General features: G+C 38.9%; 18 protein-coding genes. 4 read left to right on the top strand and 14 right to left on the bottom strand.

The window, feature by feature from the left end:
• Positions 1-33: 33 nt before the first annotated feature.
• Positions 34-1,125 (bottom strand): DUF1573 domain-containing protein, encoded by a 1,092-nt coding sequence (locus tag BUF13_RS03710; protein ID WP_073570378.1) that lies wholly within the window; start codon positions 1,123-1,125, stop codon positions 34-36.
• 70 nt (positions 1,126-1,195) lie between these two features.
• Here BUF13_RS03710 and trpS point away from each other — a divergent pair, with 70 nt between their 5' ends.
• The gene (gene trpS, locus BUF13_RS03715; protein ID WP_073570379.1) at positions 1,196-2,170 is read left to right on the top strand and encodes a tryptophan--tRNA ligase; all 975 of its coding nucleotides are present in this window, start codon (positions 1,196-1,198) and stop codon (positions 2,168-2,170) included.
• Positions 2,171-2,224: 54 nt separating this feature from the next.
• On the opposite strand, the gene BUF13_RS03720 is transcribed toward trpS, so the two are convergent.
• Positions 2,225-2,647, bottom strand: a complete 423-nt coding sequence (locus BUF13_RS03720; protein ID WP_073570380.1) for a hypothetical protein — start codon at positions 2,645-2,647, stop codon at positions 2,225-2,227.
• Positions 2,648-2,733: 86 nt separating this feature from the next.
• Positions 2,734-3,699 (bottom strand): zinc-dependent alcohol dehydrogenase family protein, encoded by a 966-nt coding sequence (locus BUF13_RS03725; RefSeq protein ID WP_073570381.1) that lies wholly within the window; start codon positions 3,697-3,699, stop codon positions 2,734-2,736.
• A gap of 112 nt (positions 3,700-3,811) precedes the next feature.
• Here BUF13_RS03725 and BUF13_RS03730 point away from each other — a divergent pair, with 112 nt between their 5' ends.
• Positions 3,812-4,579, top strand: a complete 768-nt coding sequence (locus BUF13_RS03730) for an SDR family NAD(P)-dependent oxidoreductase (protein WP_073570382.1) — start codon at positions 3,812-3,814, stop codon at positions 4,577-4,579.
• Positions 4,580-4,595: 16 nt separating this feature from the next.
• Here the strand turns inward: BUF13_RS03730 and trmB are convergent, their stop codons facing one another.
• From trmB to holA, 9 genes are read right to left on the bottom strand one after another with little or no spacing between them, the layout of a single operon-like run.
• Positions 4,596-5,255, bottom strand: a complete 660-nt coding sequence (trmB, locus tag BUF13_RS03735; protein WP_073570383.1) for a tRNA (guanosine(46)-N7)-methyltransferase TrmB — start codon at positions 5,253-5,255, stop codon at positions 4,596-4,598.
• Position 5,256: 1 nt separating this feature from the next.
• Positions 5,257-6,543, bottom strand: a complete 1,287-nt coding sequence (locus tag BUF13_RS03740; RefSeq protein WP_073570384.1) for a bifunctional folylpolyglutamate synthase/dihydrofolate synthase — start codon at positions 6,541-6,543, stop codon at positions 5,257-5,259.
• Positions 6,544-6,546: 3 nt separating this feature from the next.
• Positions 6,547-7,503, bottom strand: a complete 957-nt coding sequence (locus BUF13_RS03745; RefSeq protein ID WP_073570385.1) for an energy transducer TonB — start codon at positions 7,501-7,503, stop codon at positions 6,547-6,549.
• A 1-nt stretch (position 7,504) separates the two neighbouring features.
• Positions 7,505-7,894: an ExbD/TolR family protein gene (locus BUF13_RS03750; protein WP_073570386.1), complete on the bottom strand. Its 390-nt coding sequence runs from the start codon at positions 7,892-7,894 to the stop codon at positions 7,505-7,507.
• A 1-nt stretch (position 7,895) separates the two neighbouring features.
• Positions 7,896-8,585, bottom strand: coding sequence for a MotA/TolQ/ExbB proton channel family protein (locus BUF13_RS03755; protein WP_073570387.1), 690 nt, complete (start codon positions 8,583-8,585; stop codon positions 7,896-7,898).
• A gap of 1 nt (position 8,586) precedes the next feature.
• Positions 8,587-9,525, bottom strand: a complete 939-nt coding sequence (locus BUF13_RS03760; RefSeq protein ID WP_073570388.1) for a hypothetical protein — start codon at positions 9,523-9,525, stop codon at positions 8,587-8,589.
• 56 nt (positions 9,526-9,581) lie between these two features.
• Positions 9,582-11,279, bottom strand: coding sequence for a TonB-dependent receptor (locus BUF13_RS03765; protein WP_073570389.1), 1,698 nt, complete (start codon positions 11,277-11,279; stop codon positions 9,582-9,584).
• An 8-nt stretch (positions 11,280-11,287) separates the two neighbouring features.
• Positions 11,288-14,275, bottom strand: a complete 2,988-nt coding sequence (locus tag BUF13_RS03770; protein ID WP_073570390.1) for a tetratricopeptide repeat protein — start codon at positions 14,273-14,275, stop codon at positions 11,288-11,290.
• A gap of 16 nt (positions 14,276-14,291) precedes the next feature.
• The gene (gene holA, locus BUF13_RS03775) at positions 14,292-15,314 is read right to left on the bottom strand and encodes a DNA polymerase III subunit delta (RefSeq protein WP_073570391.1); all 1,023 of its coding nucleotides are present in this window, start codon (positions 15,312-15,314) and stop codon (positions 14,292-14,294) included.
• A 122-nt stretch (positions 15,315-15,436) separates the two neighbouring features.
• Here holA and BUF13_RS03780 point away from each other — a divergent pair, with 122 nt between their 5' ends.
• On the top strand, positions 15,437-16,144 hold the full coding sequence (locus BUF13_RS03780) for a tetratricopeptide repeat protein (RefSeq protein WP_073570838.1): 708 nt from the start codon (positions 15,437-15,439) through the stop codon (positions 16,142-16,144).
• On the opposite strand, the gene BUF13_RS03785 is transcribed toward BUF13_RS03780, so the two are convergent.
• Positions 16,141-16,986, bottom strand: coding sequence for a universal stress protein (locus BUF13_RS03785; protein ID WP_073570392.1), 846 nt, complete (start codon positions 16,984-16,986; stop codon positions 16,141-16,143). The two genes, BUF13_RS03780 and BUF13_RS03785, sit on opposite strands and share 4 nt — an antisense overlap.
• A gap of 13 nt (positions 16,987-16,999) precedes the next feature.
• Positions 17,000-17,920 (bottom strand): 2-hydroxyacid dehydrogenase, encoded by a 921-nt coding sequence (locus tag BUF13_RS03790; protein ID WP_073570393.1) that lies wholly within the window; start codon positions 17,918-17,920, stop codon positions 17,000-17,002.
• Positions 17,921-18,069: 149 nt separating this feature from the next.
• Here BUF13_RS03790 and BUF13_RS03795 point away from each other — a divergent pair, with 149 nt between their 5' ends.
• Positions 18,070-18,918 (top strand): DUF2911 domain-containing protein, encoded by an 849-nt coding sequence (locus BUF13_RS03795; protein WP_073570394.1) that lies wholly within the window; start codon positions 18,070-18,072, stop codon positions 18,916-18,918.
• Positions 18,919-19,027: the final 109 nt, after the last annotated feature.

Here is a 19,027-nt window from a genome sequence, read left to right on the forward strand (position 1 = left end):
AGAGTCAGATTTTTTTAAATATAAGTAGGAGCATTATTTTATCCTACTTTTCAAAACCACCAGTTGAACTGGGTTCAAAGGATCATTACTAAAAATATATATATTGCGCTGATCGATCCCTTGCCTACCAGCAGGATCAAACTCTAGATGAAGATCTACTGACTCACCTGGATTAATTTCCATCTTGGACATTGTCATTTTCAAGCAATCACAATTGCCTTGAATCTTCCGGATTTCAAGGACTTTTTGCCCCTTATTTGTCAATGTAACCGTTTCATTCTTCTTTTGACCTGCTGAGATTTCCTTCAAATCGATCTCCTTTGGAGAAATACTTAGATTAGGAACTACTCCTAAATCTTCTTTCGCAAATGCTGGAAAGTATTCAAAAACATTGGCAATAACATCCCACTGAACGACCAATGAATCTGACCAAGAAAACTGAACTGGGTCTTCAAAAAAGCCCAAATCATTCTTATCAGCACCTGAATAAATCACCTGGATTAATCCTCTTTCATTTGCCTGAACGCTATCCTGCTTTAACCTCAATTGGATGTAATCCGGACCGAAAGTCCTTAAACTATCTGGATAAAGAGTTTCTCCTGTAAAATTGAAGAATTCCACATTTTTGATTTTGGGTTCATTGGTAAATACATCTCCCATATTCACCTTTTGCTGGCGAAAACCAAAGCCCAATTGTTGGTTGGGATAATCAATGTCTGGATCTTGAGGAAAAGGAACTGCAGTACCTTCTAAGTACAAAGTATCCTGTGTATCCATCAAATTCCCTTTTACAACTACCATTCTTGAGAAAAATCCAGCTGAAGCACTTGGGTCATAAGAAATCTGCAAAACCCCTTCCTCACCCACATTCAAAGTATCCTCGGTATAAGTAACTGTGGTACAACCACAATCTGTCCAAACTCTTTCAATCCAAAACAATGAATCTTGAGTATGTGTAAATCGAAACTCTGCCACTTGAGGACCCTGTTCCTCTAAGATGGTCCCCAAATCTATTTTATTGATCTCCCAAATGAGTTTTGGAGTCACAGTCTCCTGAGACAGACAGACTTGCGCCAAAATCGATAGAAATAGTGCTGTGGTGAATAGTTTTCGAAATAAGTTCATAGCCGCAAATAACGTATAAATCCAAAAGAATTATAGCTTGATTTACGTATTTTGCGCCAAAATTAAACTAATGGCACGAGTACTTACAGGCATACAAAGTAGCGGAAGACCCCACTTGGGAAATATTCTCGGTGCGATCGTTCCTGCGATTGAATTGGCGAAAGCCAATGCTGAAGAATCCTTTATTTTCATCGCTGATTTACATTCTCTCACCAGTTCCAAAGATCCTGAATTGAGAATAGAAAACACGAGAGCTGTAGCTGCTGCCTGGCTTGCCTTTGGTTTGGATATCGAAAAAACTGTCTTCTATAGACAATCCAGAAGACCCGAAGTCACAGAATTGACTTGGTACCTCAACTGCTTCACTCCTTATCCTATGTTGGCCAATGCCCATAGTTTCAAGGATAAAGCAGAAAGACTGGCAGATGTCAATGCAGGTTTGTTTACCTATCCAGTATTGATGGCTGCTGATATCCTTCTCTATTCTGCGGATTTGGTTCCTGTTGGAAAAGACCAGATGCAGCATTTGGAGATGACAAGAGACATTGCTACCACATTCAATAGAATCGTAGGAGAAGATATCTTGACTATTCCTGAGGCTAGAATTTCTGAAGCGGTAAAAACCATTCCTGGAACCGATGGACAGAAAATGTCCAAATCCTATAACAATTACATTGATATCTTTTTGCCTGAAAAGCAATTGAAGAAAAATGTCAATAGCATTGTTACCGATAGTACTCCTATGGAAGATCCGAAAGATCCAGATACTTGTAACGTTTTCAAATTGTATTCTCTATTGGCTTCTGAAGATCAGATTCAGGAAATGCGAGGAAAATATCTTGGTGGAAACTATGGCTATGGACATGCAAAGAAAGAGTTTATGGAATTGATTCTAGAGAAATATGCTGAAGAAAGAAAAGCATTTGACTTCTACATGAGCAATCCAGAGGAAATCGAAAAGAAGCTTGCAGCAGGTGAGGCCCATGCAAAAGCTATCGGAGAAAAACTCCTTCAGACAGTTCGAGAAAAACTCGGATTTAGATAAAGAAAAAGCCCGAATCTTTCCAGATTCGGGCTTTTTTATGATTTTATAATTGGATTATCTACTTCTCCAAACATCCTTCAATTGACGACCGTTGATCAACATAACGATCCTTGCAGGATTTGGAATCAAAACCAATCTTACATCTTGTCTATCAAATTGATCTGACTCTATAGGTACACCTTCTTGTCCTCCTACTTCATAACTTACAATTCCTTTTGCATCTGGAAGCAAAGGCTTGTACTTGTTGGCGATATAGGCTGTAGGAAGAAGAATATCTGTATCTGATTTCAATACAGAATAAATCTTCTCTAATTGCTCCTCAATCACATCCTCATATTCCTCATTGAAATCATCCTCTAAATCATGGATTTCCTCTTCTAAATCATCATAGCTCTCATCACTATAATCCATCGAAGCAAGTTGATTTCTTTTTTCTACAATTTCGGTTAGCTCTTTATCCAGCTTGTCCCAATTCATTGGTCTATGTTTTTGTTTGGTTTGTTATTCAAAGCACAAAGATGAGAATATCATTTTTCTAAGCAGAATGATTTTAGAGAAAATAACTAAGTAAGGAGGATTTTTCCGTTTCTACCGGGCATTTGATACGCATTTAGGGCTTCTTGAAAGGATTCTAATGGAAATTTTCCAGCCACATCAATCTGAGAATCCTCATTCATCAAAAAGCCAAACACCTTTAAAAAGGCCTCATTCATCTCCTTTGGATCTACTTCTGCCATCCAGGTACTTAGCCAAAAACCTTCAATTTTTAGGTTTTTAAAAATCATTAAGCCACTGTTCACAGGCATGGTATTCAAACTAAGGGCTCCAAATACCAACATGATTCCATTTTTTCTCAAACAACTCAATGCCTGAGCTCCTAATTTTCCACTCACTGCATCAAATACAGCATGCACTCCCCCTTCAGTTCTTTCAGGAATCACTTCATGGATTTTTTTAGATTCTGAATTAACAACCAGGTCTGCTCCCAGTTTTTTCAAATAATCTATCTGATCATCTTGCCTCACGGTTGCCGCAACTTTTATTCCTTTCGCCTTGGCCATTTGAATTGCAAACTTCCCAAAGGCGGATGCACCAGCAGTAATCAGGAGCCATTCTCTCTCTTTCAGTCCGGATTTTTCAATCATAGCATATGCCGTAAAAGGGTTGACAAAAGCCTGACAGGCGATTTCATCTGGCATTTCCGGAGGTACTGGAATAGCTGAAGAAATAGGAATACAGATATATTCTTTCCACGTGCCAATTGCCGAAAACATCACCCTATCTCCTGCTTTAAACTTTCCAGTTTCGTAGGCATTTTCAACAACACCTACTGCTTCAAAACCAGCACTACTTGGTAATATTGGCTGAATTCCATATCTCCCTTGGATAAACATCAAATCAGCAGGATTGATGTTTCTTGCAGTCACTTTTACTAATACTTGACCTTCTTTCGGTTGAGGGATAGGAGATTCTACCAACTTTAAAACTTCTGAAGGAATTCCTATTTGTTCAAATACTACTTCTTTCATACCAATTTATTTATGTGTTACCTCTTAAATAAATCTAGGTAATATTCTTTGGGAGGACTAAATCGGGGGATATTTTTTTATATCTTAAGGGTAGACATCAAAAACGCTATTCATGGATCTTTCCCAGCTTTTTTCACTGGATCACAAAGTGGCTTTGATTACCGGAGCCTCCAAAGGAATTGGATTAGCCACCGCAGAAATTTTTGCTGCAGCAGGCGCTAAAGTAGTCATCAGTAGTAGAAAGCAAGAAGTGTTGGATGGGGTGGCAAATAACCTGAAAGCCAAAGGATATGAGGCTGCTGGCATTGCTTGCAATGTGGGAAATATGGAGGAACTACCAGGCTTGGTAGAAAAAACCGTTGAAAAATATGGTCAGATTGACATTCTCGTCAATAATGCTGCTGCAAACCCTGTTTTTGGCCCTGTACATGAAACTAGCTTAGAAGCCTTCGACAAAATCATGGACGTGAATGTCAAAGCTCCTTTCGAATTGACACGGCTATGTTTTCCTCACCTAAGGAAATCCTCACATGCTTCCGTTATAAATGTCAGCTCAATTGGTGCATTTTCTCCAGAACCTGGATTGGGAATTTACTCAGTCAGTAAAACCGCTCTTACTTCTCTTACCAAAGTCTATGCAAAAGAATGGGGGGAAGCCAAAATCAGGGTAAATGCCATTTGTCCAGGCTTGATCAAAACCAAATTCTCGGAACCGCTTTGGTCCAATGAAAAAATCATGGATTTCGTAATGAAACAACTGACCATCAAACGATTGGGTACTCCAGAGGAAATCGGTGCTTTAGCCTTGTTTTTAGCTTCTCCTGCCTCCTCTTACATCACAGGCTCAATTTTCACCTCTGACGGAGGATTCAATATTTAATCCAGAGGACAGTCCTTTATACAAACTTGATTTTCATATACTTGATCTTTTCCCCTTTTTCGGAAAACATCTTCTCATATCTAGTTTGGATGCCAAAGTGATCATCTTTCCATTCACTTTGATAGAAGTCATGGGTAAAACCAATTACCTCAATGTCTTCACGAGATTGAACCAATTCCAATGAATAATCAAATAGTCCGGTATTGTCTGTTTTGAAATGAATAATTCCGTCCTTCTTGACCAAGGTTTTATACATTTCCAAAAACTTTGGTGAAGTCAAGCGGCGTTTCTCATCACCGTCTCTTGGAAATGGATCAGGAAAGGTGATCCAAAGTTCAGAAATCTCTTCAGGTGCAAAAAACTTCTCCAACAACTGAATTTGAGTTCTTAAGAAAGCAACATTTTCAATTCCTTCTGCTGTGGCTGTTGAGCTTCCTTTCCAGATTCTACTTCCTTTGATATCTACACCAATAAAGTTCTGGTCTGGAAAAACTCTGGCTAATCCAACAGTAAACTCTCCCCTTCCACATGCCAATTCCACAACCAAAGGTTTATCATTTTGAAATTGCTTGGAGTTCCAGTTTCCTTTTACTTCTTCAAAGATGGCTTTCCCTTCCTGGACAACATTTGGATTGTATTCGTTCTCTTTGAAACGAACCAGTTTTTTTCTGCTCATTTTACAGTTCTTCGATTTCTGCGACCACAAAAGTACTGCCTCCCACAAAAATCAAGTCATTTGCACCGGCTTTTTTTCTGGCAAAGTTTAATGCTTCATTCACATCAGGCACAAAAGTACCTTCTAGTCCATTCAATTTGGCCTTTTCCAAAAGCTCCTCAGCCTTCATTGCTCTAGGAAGTTTCGCCTGACAAAAAATATAGGAAGCTGTTTTGGGTAATAACTGAAGAATTTTAGAAATGTCTTTATCCTGAACCATTCCTAAAACCATCCACAATTGATCATAGGAATAACTTTCCAATTGATTCAAAATCTCTTGAATACCAGCTTCATTATGACCTGTATCACAGATTGTTAAAGGTCCTTTAGAAAGAACCTGCCATCTTCCTTTAAGCCCAGTGCTTTTGGTAACATTTGTCAAGCCAGCCTTGATAGCATCTGAAGAAATATCCCAGCCTTTGGCTTTCAATTGAACCAAAGTTTCCAGAATTCCCGGCAAATTGAACTTCTGGTAATTTCCCAAAAGGTCAAATCCCAATTCTTGCTTTACATCAGAAGAGATCACATCATAAAGGGCTTTCCCTTCATTTTCTTCCACTTTTTCAACCTTCCATTTTTGATCAGCAAAAGTGATGGGAGCATCCTGTTCTTTTGAAACTTGTACAAATACTGGCGTAGTTTCCTCTTGAGTCTTACTAATCACCACTGGAATATTCTTTTTGATGATCCCTGCTTTTTCTCCTGCTATTGCAGCTAAAGTGTCGCCCAGAAATTGAACATGATCCATTCCGATATTGGTAATCAATGATACCTCCGGCATCAAAACATTGGTACTATCCAATCTACCTCCCATTCCTACTTCTACGACAGCAATATCCACCTGCTCTTTGGCAAAATACCAAAATGCCATCCCTACCGTCATTTCAAAGAAACTAGGCTTCAATTCCTCAAGAAATGATTTATTCTCTTCTACGAATTCCACAACCGCATCCTCAGGAATTTCCAACCCATTGATCCGGATTCTTTCAGTAAAAGACTTTAAATGAGGAGAGGTATAAAGCCCAGTTTTAAAGCCTGCAGCCTGTAATACAGAAGCAATGGAATGAGAAGAACTTCCTTTTCCATTGGTTCCTGCAACATGAACAGATTTGAATTTTTTCTCAGGGTTACCCAAATGATTACAAAGGGCAATGGTATTGCTTAAATCCTTTTTCAATGCACTGGCACCCACCCTCTGAAACATAGGAAGGGCATTGAACAGGTAGTCCAGAGTCTCCTGATAGGTCATGAATTAATCAACCTTAATAATGAATGTGATTTTCCCAGATGAGAAGTCTGCAACTGCTCCCCCCTGTTTTTTGAAAGAAATCTGATTGACTACTTGGCGATAGTATGCCAATACATCATTGGAAACATTGTATTCCAATGGAACAGCTTGCACTACTCTTCCTGAGTCATCCACAGTAATTTTAAAAACTATTCGACCGTTTCGGGTTGAAACACGGTCATTGATATTGGGTCTTGAAGCAAAATCCCATCCAGCAAGATCCAGGCTATATCCAGAACCGGAATTAGTCCCTTGTCCTGAACCTTTGCCCATCAATGCTTTTCCTTCAATTGTTCCCTTTGGATCGCCAGCATCTCCTTTTTCGGTAGAAGTACCTTGGGCACCACCTGAAGAAGGATTGGTACCTGTTCCTTTCGTTCCACCCGCACCCATCAATGCTCTTTCATTGATTTTAGGTTGCTCTGGAGCTTTTTGAACAGTTTCTTCCGCTTTCGATTCAGCTGGAGTTGTTACCGCTTTATCAGGTTCCGTTTTGGTAGGTTCTGGCTTTTTGGTATTCTCTGTAGCCTTTTCTTCCCCTTTTATTGGAGACGGCTTTGTAGTTACTGCTTGATTTACAGCAGGCTGAGGGTTAGCTTTTGGCTTTGCTGTTTCAGTTTTGGGACTTGGTTTTGGTGTAGACTTTTCAACCACTTTAGGTGCTATTTCTCCAGGAGCTGCAGCTTCCTTGACTGGGGTAACGGTTTCAGAAGGAGGAGTTGGAGAACTCACATCACCAGATCCTGTAGGAGTAAAACCAAGATTTAATTCCAAACCGAAAGTAGGAAGAGGTGGAATGGGTTGTTTCCAAACCACAATAAAGTAGAAGGCAATCAGCAAAAGCACATTGATAAGCAATGTGATCAAGCCTGAACGCTTTCTATTTTGATTTTCTACTTTATCGGCATCCCAAAATTCCATATCAAAACGGTTTTGTTGCGATGGAAACATTTGCTTCCAAACCAGCGGCAATACCACCTATCTCTACAAGGTACTCAACAGGTACCTCCTTGTCAATATGAAGAACAACCTGTCCTTTTTTATCCTGCAACAATGCAGTCAGTTCAGATTTGATCTGATCTCTAGACACTACCCTATCATTAACGGCATAGCGAAGGTCTTTGGTTACAGAAACCGTCACTTCCTGCATGGCTATATCAGAAGTCTCGCTTGAAGGCAAGTTTACCGGTAAGCCTGATGGAGTAATAAATGAAGAGGTCAACATGAAGAATATCAACAACAGAAAAATAATATCTGTCATCGAAGACATGCTAAATGCTGTTTCTACTTTATTTTTTGACTGAAGTGCCATCTTATTTTTCTTGTAACAATTCGATAAACTCAATGGAAGAATATTCCATGCTATGAACCAACTTCGAAACCTGAGTAACTAAGTAATTGTAACACAAGTAAGCCAAGATACCCACAACCAATCCTGCTGCTGTAGTAATCATCGCTTCATATATACCTTCAGAAAGTAGCTTTGGAGAAACCATTCCTTCTTCCTGAGCAATTGCAATAAATGCTTGAATCATACCAGCAACTGTTCCCAAGAAACCAATCATTGGTGCCGCACCTGATACTGTTGCCAACAAATTGAGGTTCTTTTCCAATTTGTAAATTTCGATTTTACCGACATTTTCGATCGAAACTTCAATATTCTTTAATGGTGAACCTATTCTTTCGATTCCTTTGGCAATCATATTCGCCACTGGAGTTTTCTCCCCAGCACAAAGAATTTTTGCTTTTTCAATCTGACCACTTGAAACCAAAACTTTTACCTGATCCAATAAATTGGTGGAAGTGGTAGATGCTTTTTTAAGTGTCAAAAGCCTTTCGATGAAAATATAAATTGCCAAAATGAACAAGGCATACAGTGGAACCATCATGTAACCACCTTTGATTAGGAGGTCCAAAAGGCCAATGTTTTGGGCAGCGCCGTCCATACCTAGACTATCTACTGCTGAAAGTGAGTCTGTTGAGAGGGTTTGAAGAAGAATCATATTAATATTTCAAAATCCAAAGTGCTTCTGTGTATTGATCTTTGATTTGTTCCAACTCAGCATTTGCCTTGGTGAAGGAAGTGAACTTCCCTATCGCAAGACGATAATGTGGCGCATCTTCATAAGGAAGAATCAAAAAGAGTTCTTCTGCGCGATCATAATACTGGTTGGATTCTTGAATAGCAAGGCGTTCATTAGGCAAACTCCCAACCACAATAAAATATTGTGGTCTTGCCTCTTTTCCTTCTATTCGTGTCAAAGACCTTTCCCCACTATGATCAATAGTTGTACCAGTTTCGGTACTTTCTTGAATTGGTGCGGAAACAGTATTGGAATTTGAAATAGAATCCTGATTTTCAGTTACTTGAATTTCTTCAGTTGGTGTATTTTTTATTTCCTCTTGGGCAATTTCATCGTTTTCTTTTTCAGCTAAAGTCACATCTGAAACAACTGGTTCTCCCAAAGAATTAGGTTCTTCCTTCATCAATTGCCAAACGATTGTAGCAACTAAAAACAACGCTATAATTGCAGCATAAGCAATCCAAGAATTGGATTTCTTCTTTTCGATTACTTTCGTCTCAGGTGATGGAGATTTCTCTGCTATGACAGGAGCTTTTTCTTCGACCACCTCCTCTTTTTTATCATCAATTGAAGGACTTACAGGAATTTCTTCCGGCTTTACTTCTGGCTCTTCAACTTCTTTAGGCTTTTCAACTTTTTCAGAATGGATTTTCTGCTTTGCTGCCAAGGTCAATTTCTCCTGAACCTCTGATCTCAATTCAGCTGCTGATTTTGGCTTTTCAACTGATTCTGAAACTTTATCTACTTCAGATTCGACAGAAGTTTTACCCATATCACTCAAGGGCTTGATTTCCACAAATGGAAGCCCATAGTCATTCGGATTCGTCCAAGATTTTTGTTCAGCGTTTTTTCCTGCCATTTCTGAAAAAAGATAGCTACGAAACTAAGTGATTTGAATAGAAAGGCAAAGGAATTTTAGAATTTCAACCAAGCTCCCCCAATCAATTGTACTCCACGGACAGGATAATTATTCCATCTCATGTTTTGGCCATTCATTAGGTTGTTTCCTACAGCAAAAACTCCAAAACGTTCCGTGATTCCATAATCTACTTTCAATTGCAAATCGGCAATAGTTTTTAGATTCACAACCGTTGGCGGAGTATAAAAACTATCGGTAGGATCCATTACCTCTCCCCTAGCTTTCAAGCCACCCATGATCATCACATTAGCCTGGACAATCAATCCTTCAACTGGAGTTACTTGGTTATTAATAGCCAATTTCCAAGTTGGGCGATGCCATGCCGCTTCCTGCTCACTCAAATCATATTGATACATATCCAATCTTGACCCAAGGCTATAGATATCAGAAAATTTGAATCCCAATTCTGCATTCAGGTTATAAACGGATACTTTTTCATCATAAACAATATCAAATCTTGCTGAATCAGCTAAGGAATTGACAAAGAAATAATATTGATTGTATCGACTTAAATCAATTCCTGCTTTGTAGTGGAAATTTCCTTGGAACTGACCTTCGATGCCACCTGCAATTTTGTAATTATTAACTGTATTCAATAATTGTTGATCCGGACCCAAATAAGGATTCTCCATCACAAAACTGTAGTAGGTATTTCGCTGGACATCTCCCGAAAACTCACCAAAGAACCCAAACTCCTCAGCAAACTGATAGCTTGCCTTTAGATTTGGAAAAATGTGAAAATCACTTGATTTCCCTTCAATTACATCATCTTCTGAGATAATATTCAATCCTGCACTAAATTGGAAAGCTTCATAGCTATACCCTACTTCAGGTCTGATCGCTAGAAACATTCTGTTTTCTTCAAAATTTTCTCCAACAGGATTTGTGAAATAATAACTTACTCCAACTTTCCCCAACCAGTCATCAGCAGGTCTGAATTTCCCTAAGGCATTAACACCAAATTCACTTTCTCTGGCGGAATAACTATCCTTGAAATTCCTGTAATTCAATTTAGCCTCATAAGAAAATGGTCCAGTTTTTTCAATATCCCTGATTCCTCCTTCTACTTTAATCGTATTCAAAACATTGTCTGGAATCCCTGCCCAATCCACTAATGGATTATTGTATCCTGTGGTATCCATGCCGTAGAATGCATATGAGTCTTGATTCCAGCGTAGTCCACCAAAGACTTCCACTTGATCAAGAAAATAACTTGCCGATCCACCAAATGTCGTGTGAGACTCCTTGGACTGTTCATCCAAAACTGGCCCTTTTCCAAAACTCTGGTGTTGCAAATCGATAGAGTAATTCCAATCGATTACTTCAGTGGCCATAAACCTTGCTTCCAACAAAGGAGAAGCAAAATTTCCGTAACCTGCCTTCAAATAACCAGGATAAAGATCCATTCTCTCTGGTCTATAAACCTTTTGCACAGGTTCAGTTTCCAATTGAACAGGAGGTAAATTGATTTCATGAAAATTGATAGAATAGATGAAATCACTCATCCCTTTCGGTTGAGGCAAAACAGGAAGTTTTTCATAAACCCTTGGTTGAACAGGCAAAGTCAAAACTCTGTCTTTTCTGATGACAAATTCCTGATCCTGAACTTCTCCTCTATTCTGGATCTGAGCTTTTACTTCTGCTCCAAACCCCAATCCTAGGGCTATACAAATTGATATGCTTAGCTTTTTCATGGTTAGGTTTAGTTTAAAGATTGAAGTTTAGCTTGAGCTTTAGCTTTGATTTCTGGATCAGTTGCATTTTCCACAACCGATTCCAAAGTAGCTTTTGCTTGGAAATCTTCACCCAATTTCTGGTAGTTATCAGCTAGCAATAAGAACATGTTTCCATACCAATATCCGAAATCAGCAAATGGTCCAGACATCTCGAAAATAGTCTCATTCGACTGTTCAAAATTCCCTTGAATACTATAAGATTCTGCCAATAAGTAGAGCCCTTCAGCTCCTTGGACTGTTTTAAATCCATCCACCAAGATTGCCAAACTCACCTCTGCCGCATCTCTTCTATTTAATGCCAGTTGAGCTTTAGCTTTATTCAAAAGAGCTTTTGGCTTGGACTCTGGCAAGATTCCATCCAAAGTCTCTAATCTTTCTGCTGTGCTGATAACCTGGTTGTATTTCTGAGTTTCAAAATATGCCAACAATAAGCCTTCTAAAGCTTCTGCTTCTTCCACTTTGCTTCTGGCATTCTGGGTTGAAGTCTCTAGGTATGGAATTGCTTGTGCATAATTTCCTTTTTCCAACTCAATGGATCCAATTCGATGCATGGCACGAATTCTTTGAGGAGAGGCTGGTTCTTTTTCCAACTGCTTGAAAGAAACCAAGGCTTGATCCTTATCTCCCAGTTGGAAATATGAATCGCCCAAGAAATATAAAGCGTCTGCTTTTTGGCTAGTTTGAGGATAGCTTCTCAAGTAATTTTCAAATGCACTTGTGGCTTGAGCATAGTTCTTTTCAAAGTAAAGACTCTTAGCAGCTTCAAATTCCAGTGATTGAACAGACCCTCCTCCTGGGTTTGAGTTTTTATAGTTTTCCAGATATCCAGAGAATTCTCCAGATCTCCCTTCCAAAGCCAAGGTTTCTTGCAAACCTTTCAAAGCTGTTTCAGAAGAGGCTGAATTAGGATGCTGATCTAAGATAGTTCTGTAGTCTCGAACTGTCTGATCATAATTCTGCATGGAGAAATTAGCAACAGCCCTTCCTTCCAAGGCATAAGGTACAAATGGGCTGTTTGGCTTTTTATTGATCAAGTCACTAAAGCTATTTGCTGCCTCAGAGTAACGAGTCTCTTCCATGAAGATTTGACCTCGCTGATACATAGCATCCTCTAAATACAGTGAATTTGGGTAATTGCTGATCAAGCGCTCCAAATTTGCCAAAGCGGCATTATTATTTGATTGGAAATTCTGAACAACAGCCAGTCGGAAATAAGCATAATCTACGCCTGTGTTTCTTTCAGATATAGCTTCCTGAAAAATCCTTTCTGCTTCACCAAACCTTTTTTGGACATAATAACAGTCCCCCAATCTTAGCATGGCATCATCGTAATTTTCTTTGTCATTACGAGTTCTCATCCGATCGGTATATGTCTTGAACTGCTGTTCTGCCTGAGGATATTTTTGGGAATTATAATATGCATATCCCAAGCCATACAAACTCTTATTGATATAAGCACTGGAAGTGGTTCTTCCCATATCCAGGGCCGTTTTATAGCTTTTTTCTGCAGCATTCAAATCCCCAGAAGCTGAATAAATCTCTCCTTTCCAAAAGTGGGATTCCAAAACCATATCCTTGTTAACTGGATAGGCCAAGGACTTATCTAAATATGCCAAAGCACCCGGATATTTTTGATCTCGGAAATAAACCATAGCCTGATAAAAGGCCACTTTTTGGTAAGCTTCTCTGATTCTAGGTGATTTATTGGAGATTTTATCCATCTGCTCGATGGCTCTCAGATAATCTGAAGTGTTGATTAGAGCTTCTGAAAGCAAGGTTTCTGCTTCAGATCTATATTTTCCGCTCGGGTATTTTTCGATGTATTCATCCAAACCGGAAATTCCAGCTTGGAAACTTCCTTTTTGAAGATTGGATTTGGCATAATTGAAAATCGCCTCTTCCTGAATTTCTTTATTGAAATCTGAATTCGCCGCTGCCTTGAAAGAAGTACTTGCGAATTGGAAGTTATCCAATTTCAAATAGGCATGTCCCAAATAATAACTGGAAGCCTGCCCCAATTCATCACTGGATGAAGCCGAAACTTTCAAATAGTCAGCAGCTCTTTGATAATTCTGAATTTCAAATTGTGCGATTCCACCTTTATATACTTGTTCCCGAGTCAGTTCCCCCTTTCTTGCATTGACAAAAGCATCGTAGTTCTCAGCAGCTTTGGCAAAATTCTTTTTTGCGAAGTAAGCTTCCGCCAAATACAAATGGATCATTTCTTTACGATCCAAGCTTTGGCCACTGGTTAACTTAGGCTCCGCGTAAGAAATCAATTCCTCATAGCTCCCCTGCTGATAGTACATGGCCGCCAATAGGTAAGGCACTTTTCCAGAATAGTAATTGGATTGAGCAGCAATTTGTAGATCCGCTATCGCTTTTTGGGTATTCCCGTCTTTTAATGCGATATAGCCTGAATAGTAATAGGCATCATAGCTAATCGGCTGTCCCAAGCCTTTAGCCTGATCAAAAAACGGAGCCGCTTTTGCATATTCATTGAGCTGGAAATAAGCATATCCTTGCTTGAATAAAACATCTGCTTTGGCCTCCGTATCTAGTTTTTCACTATCAACCAAGGCATATCCTTCCAAAGCCTCTTTGTAATTTCTTTTAAAAAAGAAATGATCCCCCATATACAAACCGGCGGTTGCAACGGTAGGATGATTCCCATTTTCAAGGATATAAGACTTCATCAGGCCAGGCCCATCCGGGCTTTCCAACTGCAAAGCAGACATTGCCGCATGCAGTTTTCCAGACCTACTCTGCTCTGAACTAAGAGGAAGTAATTGAATTTGTTGATTATCTATTAGGGAAGCAGAAAAGAGTTGCTTATCAAAAAGCTCCAACTGCTCATCTAAAGATCTCTGAGGACTGGTTTGGTAAACGGTGGATTGCGCGTTTACCTCCAAACAAATCCCCAGGCTTGCAAGAAGCACCAGGTGGTATTTCATAAATTGGTTTAGGGGTTCAGTGTAAAATTTTATACACAAGCTCTCGGAGGTTTTCTGATTCGCTCAAACTCCCGGAGTCTACTCCTTTGAAACGAAGGTCTGCCTCTTTGATGTATCTGAACACCTCAATTACCTTGCCCAATTTATAATTTCTCGCTGCAGCCACATATTCCTTGGCGACAAAAGGTGGAACCCCAATCACACTTGCTACTTGACTATCAGAATAAACTCTTGCCTGGTGGATTAAAGCTATCCGTGTGAAATAAGTATACAACAGTGAGAAAAGCGGAATTACTGGATTGTTCTTAGGGTTTTGTGAAAAATGATAAACGATTTTATTCGCCTTACCTACATCTCTAAAACCAATTGCTTTTAAAAATTCGAAATTATTATACTCTTTATTAATTCCGATGTATTTGGAAATATGCTCGGTAGTGACTTGAGTTGCTCCATCAAAATTGATCAACATTTTCCCCACTTCATTGGTCAGCACTTCCAAATTGTTCCCAATGGAATCAGCTAATAACTGACATGCTCTTGGATCAATGGAATGTCCCATTTCCTTAAAGTATTCATCAATCCAAGCATTGAGTTTGTAATCAGAAACCTTATCAGAGCGCACATAAACCGCTCTCTTATCTAATTCCTTGTAAAGCGCGGAACGACCATCCAGTTTTTTATACTTATGAGCCAAAACCAAAATGGTACTTGGCAAAGGATTTTGGAGATAGGAGATCAAAAGCTTTTGAGAATCCTCTTTCCCCAAATCTGGTAAGCTCTGAAATTCTTTCACAATCACCACTTGCCGATCAGCCATCATAGGGAATTTCCGTGCATTATTCAGAATCAAGCCCATATTGGAATCCTTTCCATAAAGGATAATTTGATTAAACCCTCGCTCATGTTCTGCAATGGCATTTTTTTCAACGAACTCCGTAATCAAGTCCACATAAAATGGCTCTTCTCCATCCAAAAAATAGATCGGGGCAAATTTTCCTGCTTTTAATTCTTTGAGTACAGTAGTGGGATTCTGTGGCATGCTTGGTGATTATTCCTGCAATAAAGATAACAGGACTCCTCAATTGCCTGCAAAATCCTGAAGAAGTTTATTTGGCAAAACTTTTCGAGCCTTACCTTTGTATTATTATCAAAGATTTGAAAATGAGTTTCGAAAAAGGAATCGAGTTATATAAAGACGGAAAGTTTCAGGAGGCATTGGATGTTTTCGATGGTCTGATCAATCAGGGAAGTTCTAATCCCCAATTCCATTTGTTCAGGGGAAGAGTACGATCTAGGTTAGGAAAAACTGAATTGGCATTGGAGGACTTTGATACCATTGTAGCACTTGAACCATACAATACGGATTACATCTCTGATAGAGCTGTGATTCTTCATTTGTTGAAAAGAAATGAAGAGGCACTTTCCGCTTTTGATCAGGCTGCCAATTTGGATCCTAAAAACCCCTATCGCTATTCTAGTAGAGCCTTTTTCAAAGATCGTATTGGCGATTTGGAAGGGGCAATTGAGGATTATGAAAAAGCAATAGAGCTTGATCCTGAAGATGCTGTTTCATACAATAACAAAGGATTGGTTGAGGAAAAACTAGGATATCAGGCAAAGTCCAAGAAGAGTTTTTCGAAAGCTGATGAATTAACTGGATACGAACCATCCACAGCAAAACCAGAAGGTACAAACAAGATAGAACCTAAAGTAGAAACTTCTTCAGACATTAAGAAACCTATTCAACCTGAAGAAAAACAAGAAGAGAGTATGACTTTTGGATACTTTCTGAAAACGCTGAAGTCCGTATTATTTGACAAAAACTCCAGAAAAGAGTTTATCTCTTTCCTGAAAAAGCCCTTTAATTAATTCAAAGACTTGATGACCCACAATGGCTTATTGATGAAATAAGCCATTTTTTTTGACAGACTTTTATGGAATATTTTTTCAAAAAAGTCCTTCTTTTCGCTCAAAGTCACGAGCAAATCCCCTTTCGATGTTTGCAGGTAATTTTCCAAACCTAAAGCCAAATCATCCCGAAATGACTTCAAAACAAAATTCACAAAAGGGTATTTGATAAATGGCTTCACTTCCTCAATCATCACTTGATGCAAGGACTTATCGATCGCTCGATTTCCCGGACTGGCATGGACAATATCAATTTCTGATTTGAAAAACCCTGCAAAGTCTACCACCTTCTGCACAGCAATTTTATCTTCTTCAATATAATCGGTAGCGTACACAAGTTTTCTAGGCTTTTTGAAAAAGACCTTTCTTGGAATCACCAATACATCTCGATCAGATCTTTCAACAATTCTACTTGCGCGAGATCCGATTATATTTTTACGAAGATCATTCATCCCCTCTGTACCCACAATAATTAGATCAATACTCTCTTTTTGTGCAAACTCAAGAGTTTCATTGACAATATCACCATCCAAAATCTCCCATTCACAGGATTGAAGTCCTTTGTCCAAACTTTCTTTTTCTATAGCTTTCTTAAGACTCTTCAACTTATCTTTCAAGAAGTCCATTTGATAATAGCCATTGGTATCCATTGGCGAAAGCTTTAGGTAATCTTCCTTATTGGCCACATGAATCAAAATCAACCTTGATTGATATTTTTCACCTAATCTAGCTGCATATTCTATGGCATTCAGAGAACATTCAGAAAAATCGGTTGGACAAAGGATGGTGTGATTTGGGTTCATTCTGTTTAAAAAGTTAATAACCTTTTGAACGGTCTACGAGATTTTGCAAATCTTCGTTAGCTTTTGCACGTTTAATGTTATCCAAAACTTGAGGAACGGCAGCACTGGGGTTTGTCACACTGGCTATATGCGGCGTAAGAGTCAATTTTTCAAGATTCCAGAAAGGATGATTTTCTGGCAACGGTTCAGTACGATAGACATCCAATAAGGCTCCAGACAAATATCCTTTATCAAATGCCACTGGCAAATCCTCCTCAACTAAGTGTTTTCCTCTTGCCACATTGATCAAATAGGTTCCTGGATTACACTTCTCAAAAAAGCCTAGATTCAAAATGTCCTGTGTATCTGGAGTCAACGGCATCAAGCAAACAACCACGTTCACCTCTTTCAAGAATTCATCCATTCTAGACTTTGGAAAATATGGGAAGGGAAAATCATCTTTTTCCGAAAAACCCAAACCGACAACAGGAAAACCCATATAGTCTAACTTCTCTAGTACATCAAACCCTAAAGCTCCGACTCCCATCACTCCTACTTTCACCTCAATTTCAGGGTTACTCATATCCCATACTTTACGAGCTTTGTCTTTTTGATATCGGGTAATCTGTCTATGGAAATTCAATACTCCCATCACCACATAATTGGTCATGGACCAAGTGAGCTTTTCATCTATTATTCTGACGATAGGTAGATGCTCAGGAATACTGGTATCTGTTAAAATATGGTCAACACCTGCTCCCATAGAACTAACCAATTTCAAATTAGGAAACTTACTTAATATACCTTTGGGGTGTTGCCATACCACAGCAGCTTCTACATCTTCAGGTCTATCTATGTTAGGGTATACCTGAATATCAATAGTTGGGTCTTGTGAATGGATCGCATCGATCCAACTTTTTGGGTCCTTACCAGGACAAATGATCGCTAAACTCATAGAACAAAATTCTTAAAACTTAAATGGCTTTGAAAATGCCGCAAAAAAACATTTACCCATTGATCAAAAAAGAGCAGATTTTGGCTCCTTTTTTGAAATAAAAATCCCCATTTTGCTTTATATAAAACAGTTATTCAACAATATCAAAGATGAGAAAATTACTCTTAACCATCTCTCTATTAAGTATTTTATTCACCTCACATCTAGTAGCGCAACAAATTCAGATGCCTCAAGCATCTCCAGCGGCTAAGATTTCCCAAAAAGTAGGATTAACAGATGTAACAGTAGAGTACTCACGACCTAGTATGAAAGGAAGAAAAATCTTCGGTGAACTAGTTCCTTTTGGAGCTGTATGGAGAACCGGCGCAAACTCTGCAACCATCTTAGATTTTTCTACAGATGTATCAGTAAATGGCAATCAGATCCCAAAAGGAAAGTATGCTTTGTATACCATCCCTGAAAAATCTAAATGGACAATTGTCCTTTCCAAAAACACAGACCTTTGGGGTTCTATCGGATATTCCCCAGACGAGGATATCGTGAGATTTTCTGTAGAACCAAACAAGCTAAGCAGAAAGTATGAAACTTTCGAAATCACTTTCAACAATATGACTGACAATAGCGCAGATCTTTCATTGAAATGGGAAAACACGAGAGTTGAGTTCAAAATTTCTACTGAAGTAGACCCAATTGTCATGGGACAGATTAAGGAATTGGTGATTGATAAATCCACTCACGATCCTAGTCTTTTATACGCAGCAGCAAACTATTACTACACAAATCAAAAGGACATCAATCAGGCGTATGAATGGATCTCCGAATCTGTAGAATCAGATCCTAAGTATTGGACAATGCATCTGAAGGCAAAAATCGAAGCGAGTCTAGGTAAGAATGTAGATGCAAAAACTTCAGCGGAGGAATCCATGAAATTGGCAGAATCTGCAAACAATCCTGATTATATAAGACTGAATGAAAGATTGATTCAATCTTTGAAATAAGAGAATTAGATCAACTTAATTCCAAAAACTGTCACTTTGAGCGGAGTCGAAATGTTTGAATAAGACTTTCAAAAGACTTCGACTCCACTCAGTCTGACTATAATAATTC

Source organism: Algoriphagus zhangzhouensis, from assembly GCF_900148515.1.
GTDB lineage: Bacteria > Bacteroidota > Bacteroidia > Cytophagales > Cyclobacteriaceae > Algoriphagus > Algoriphagus zhangzhouensis.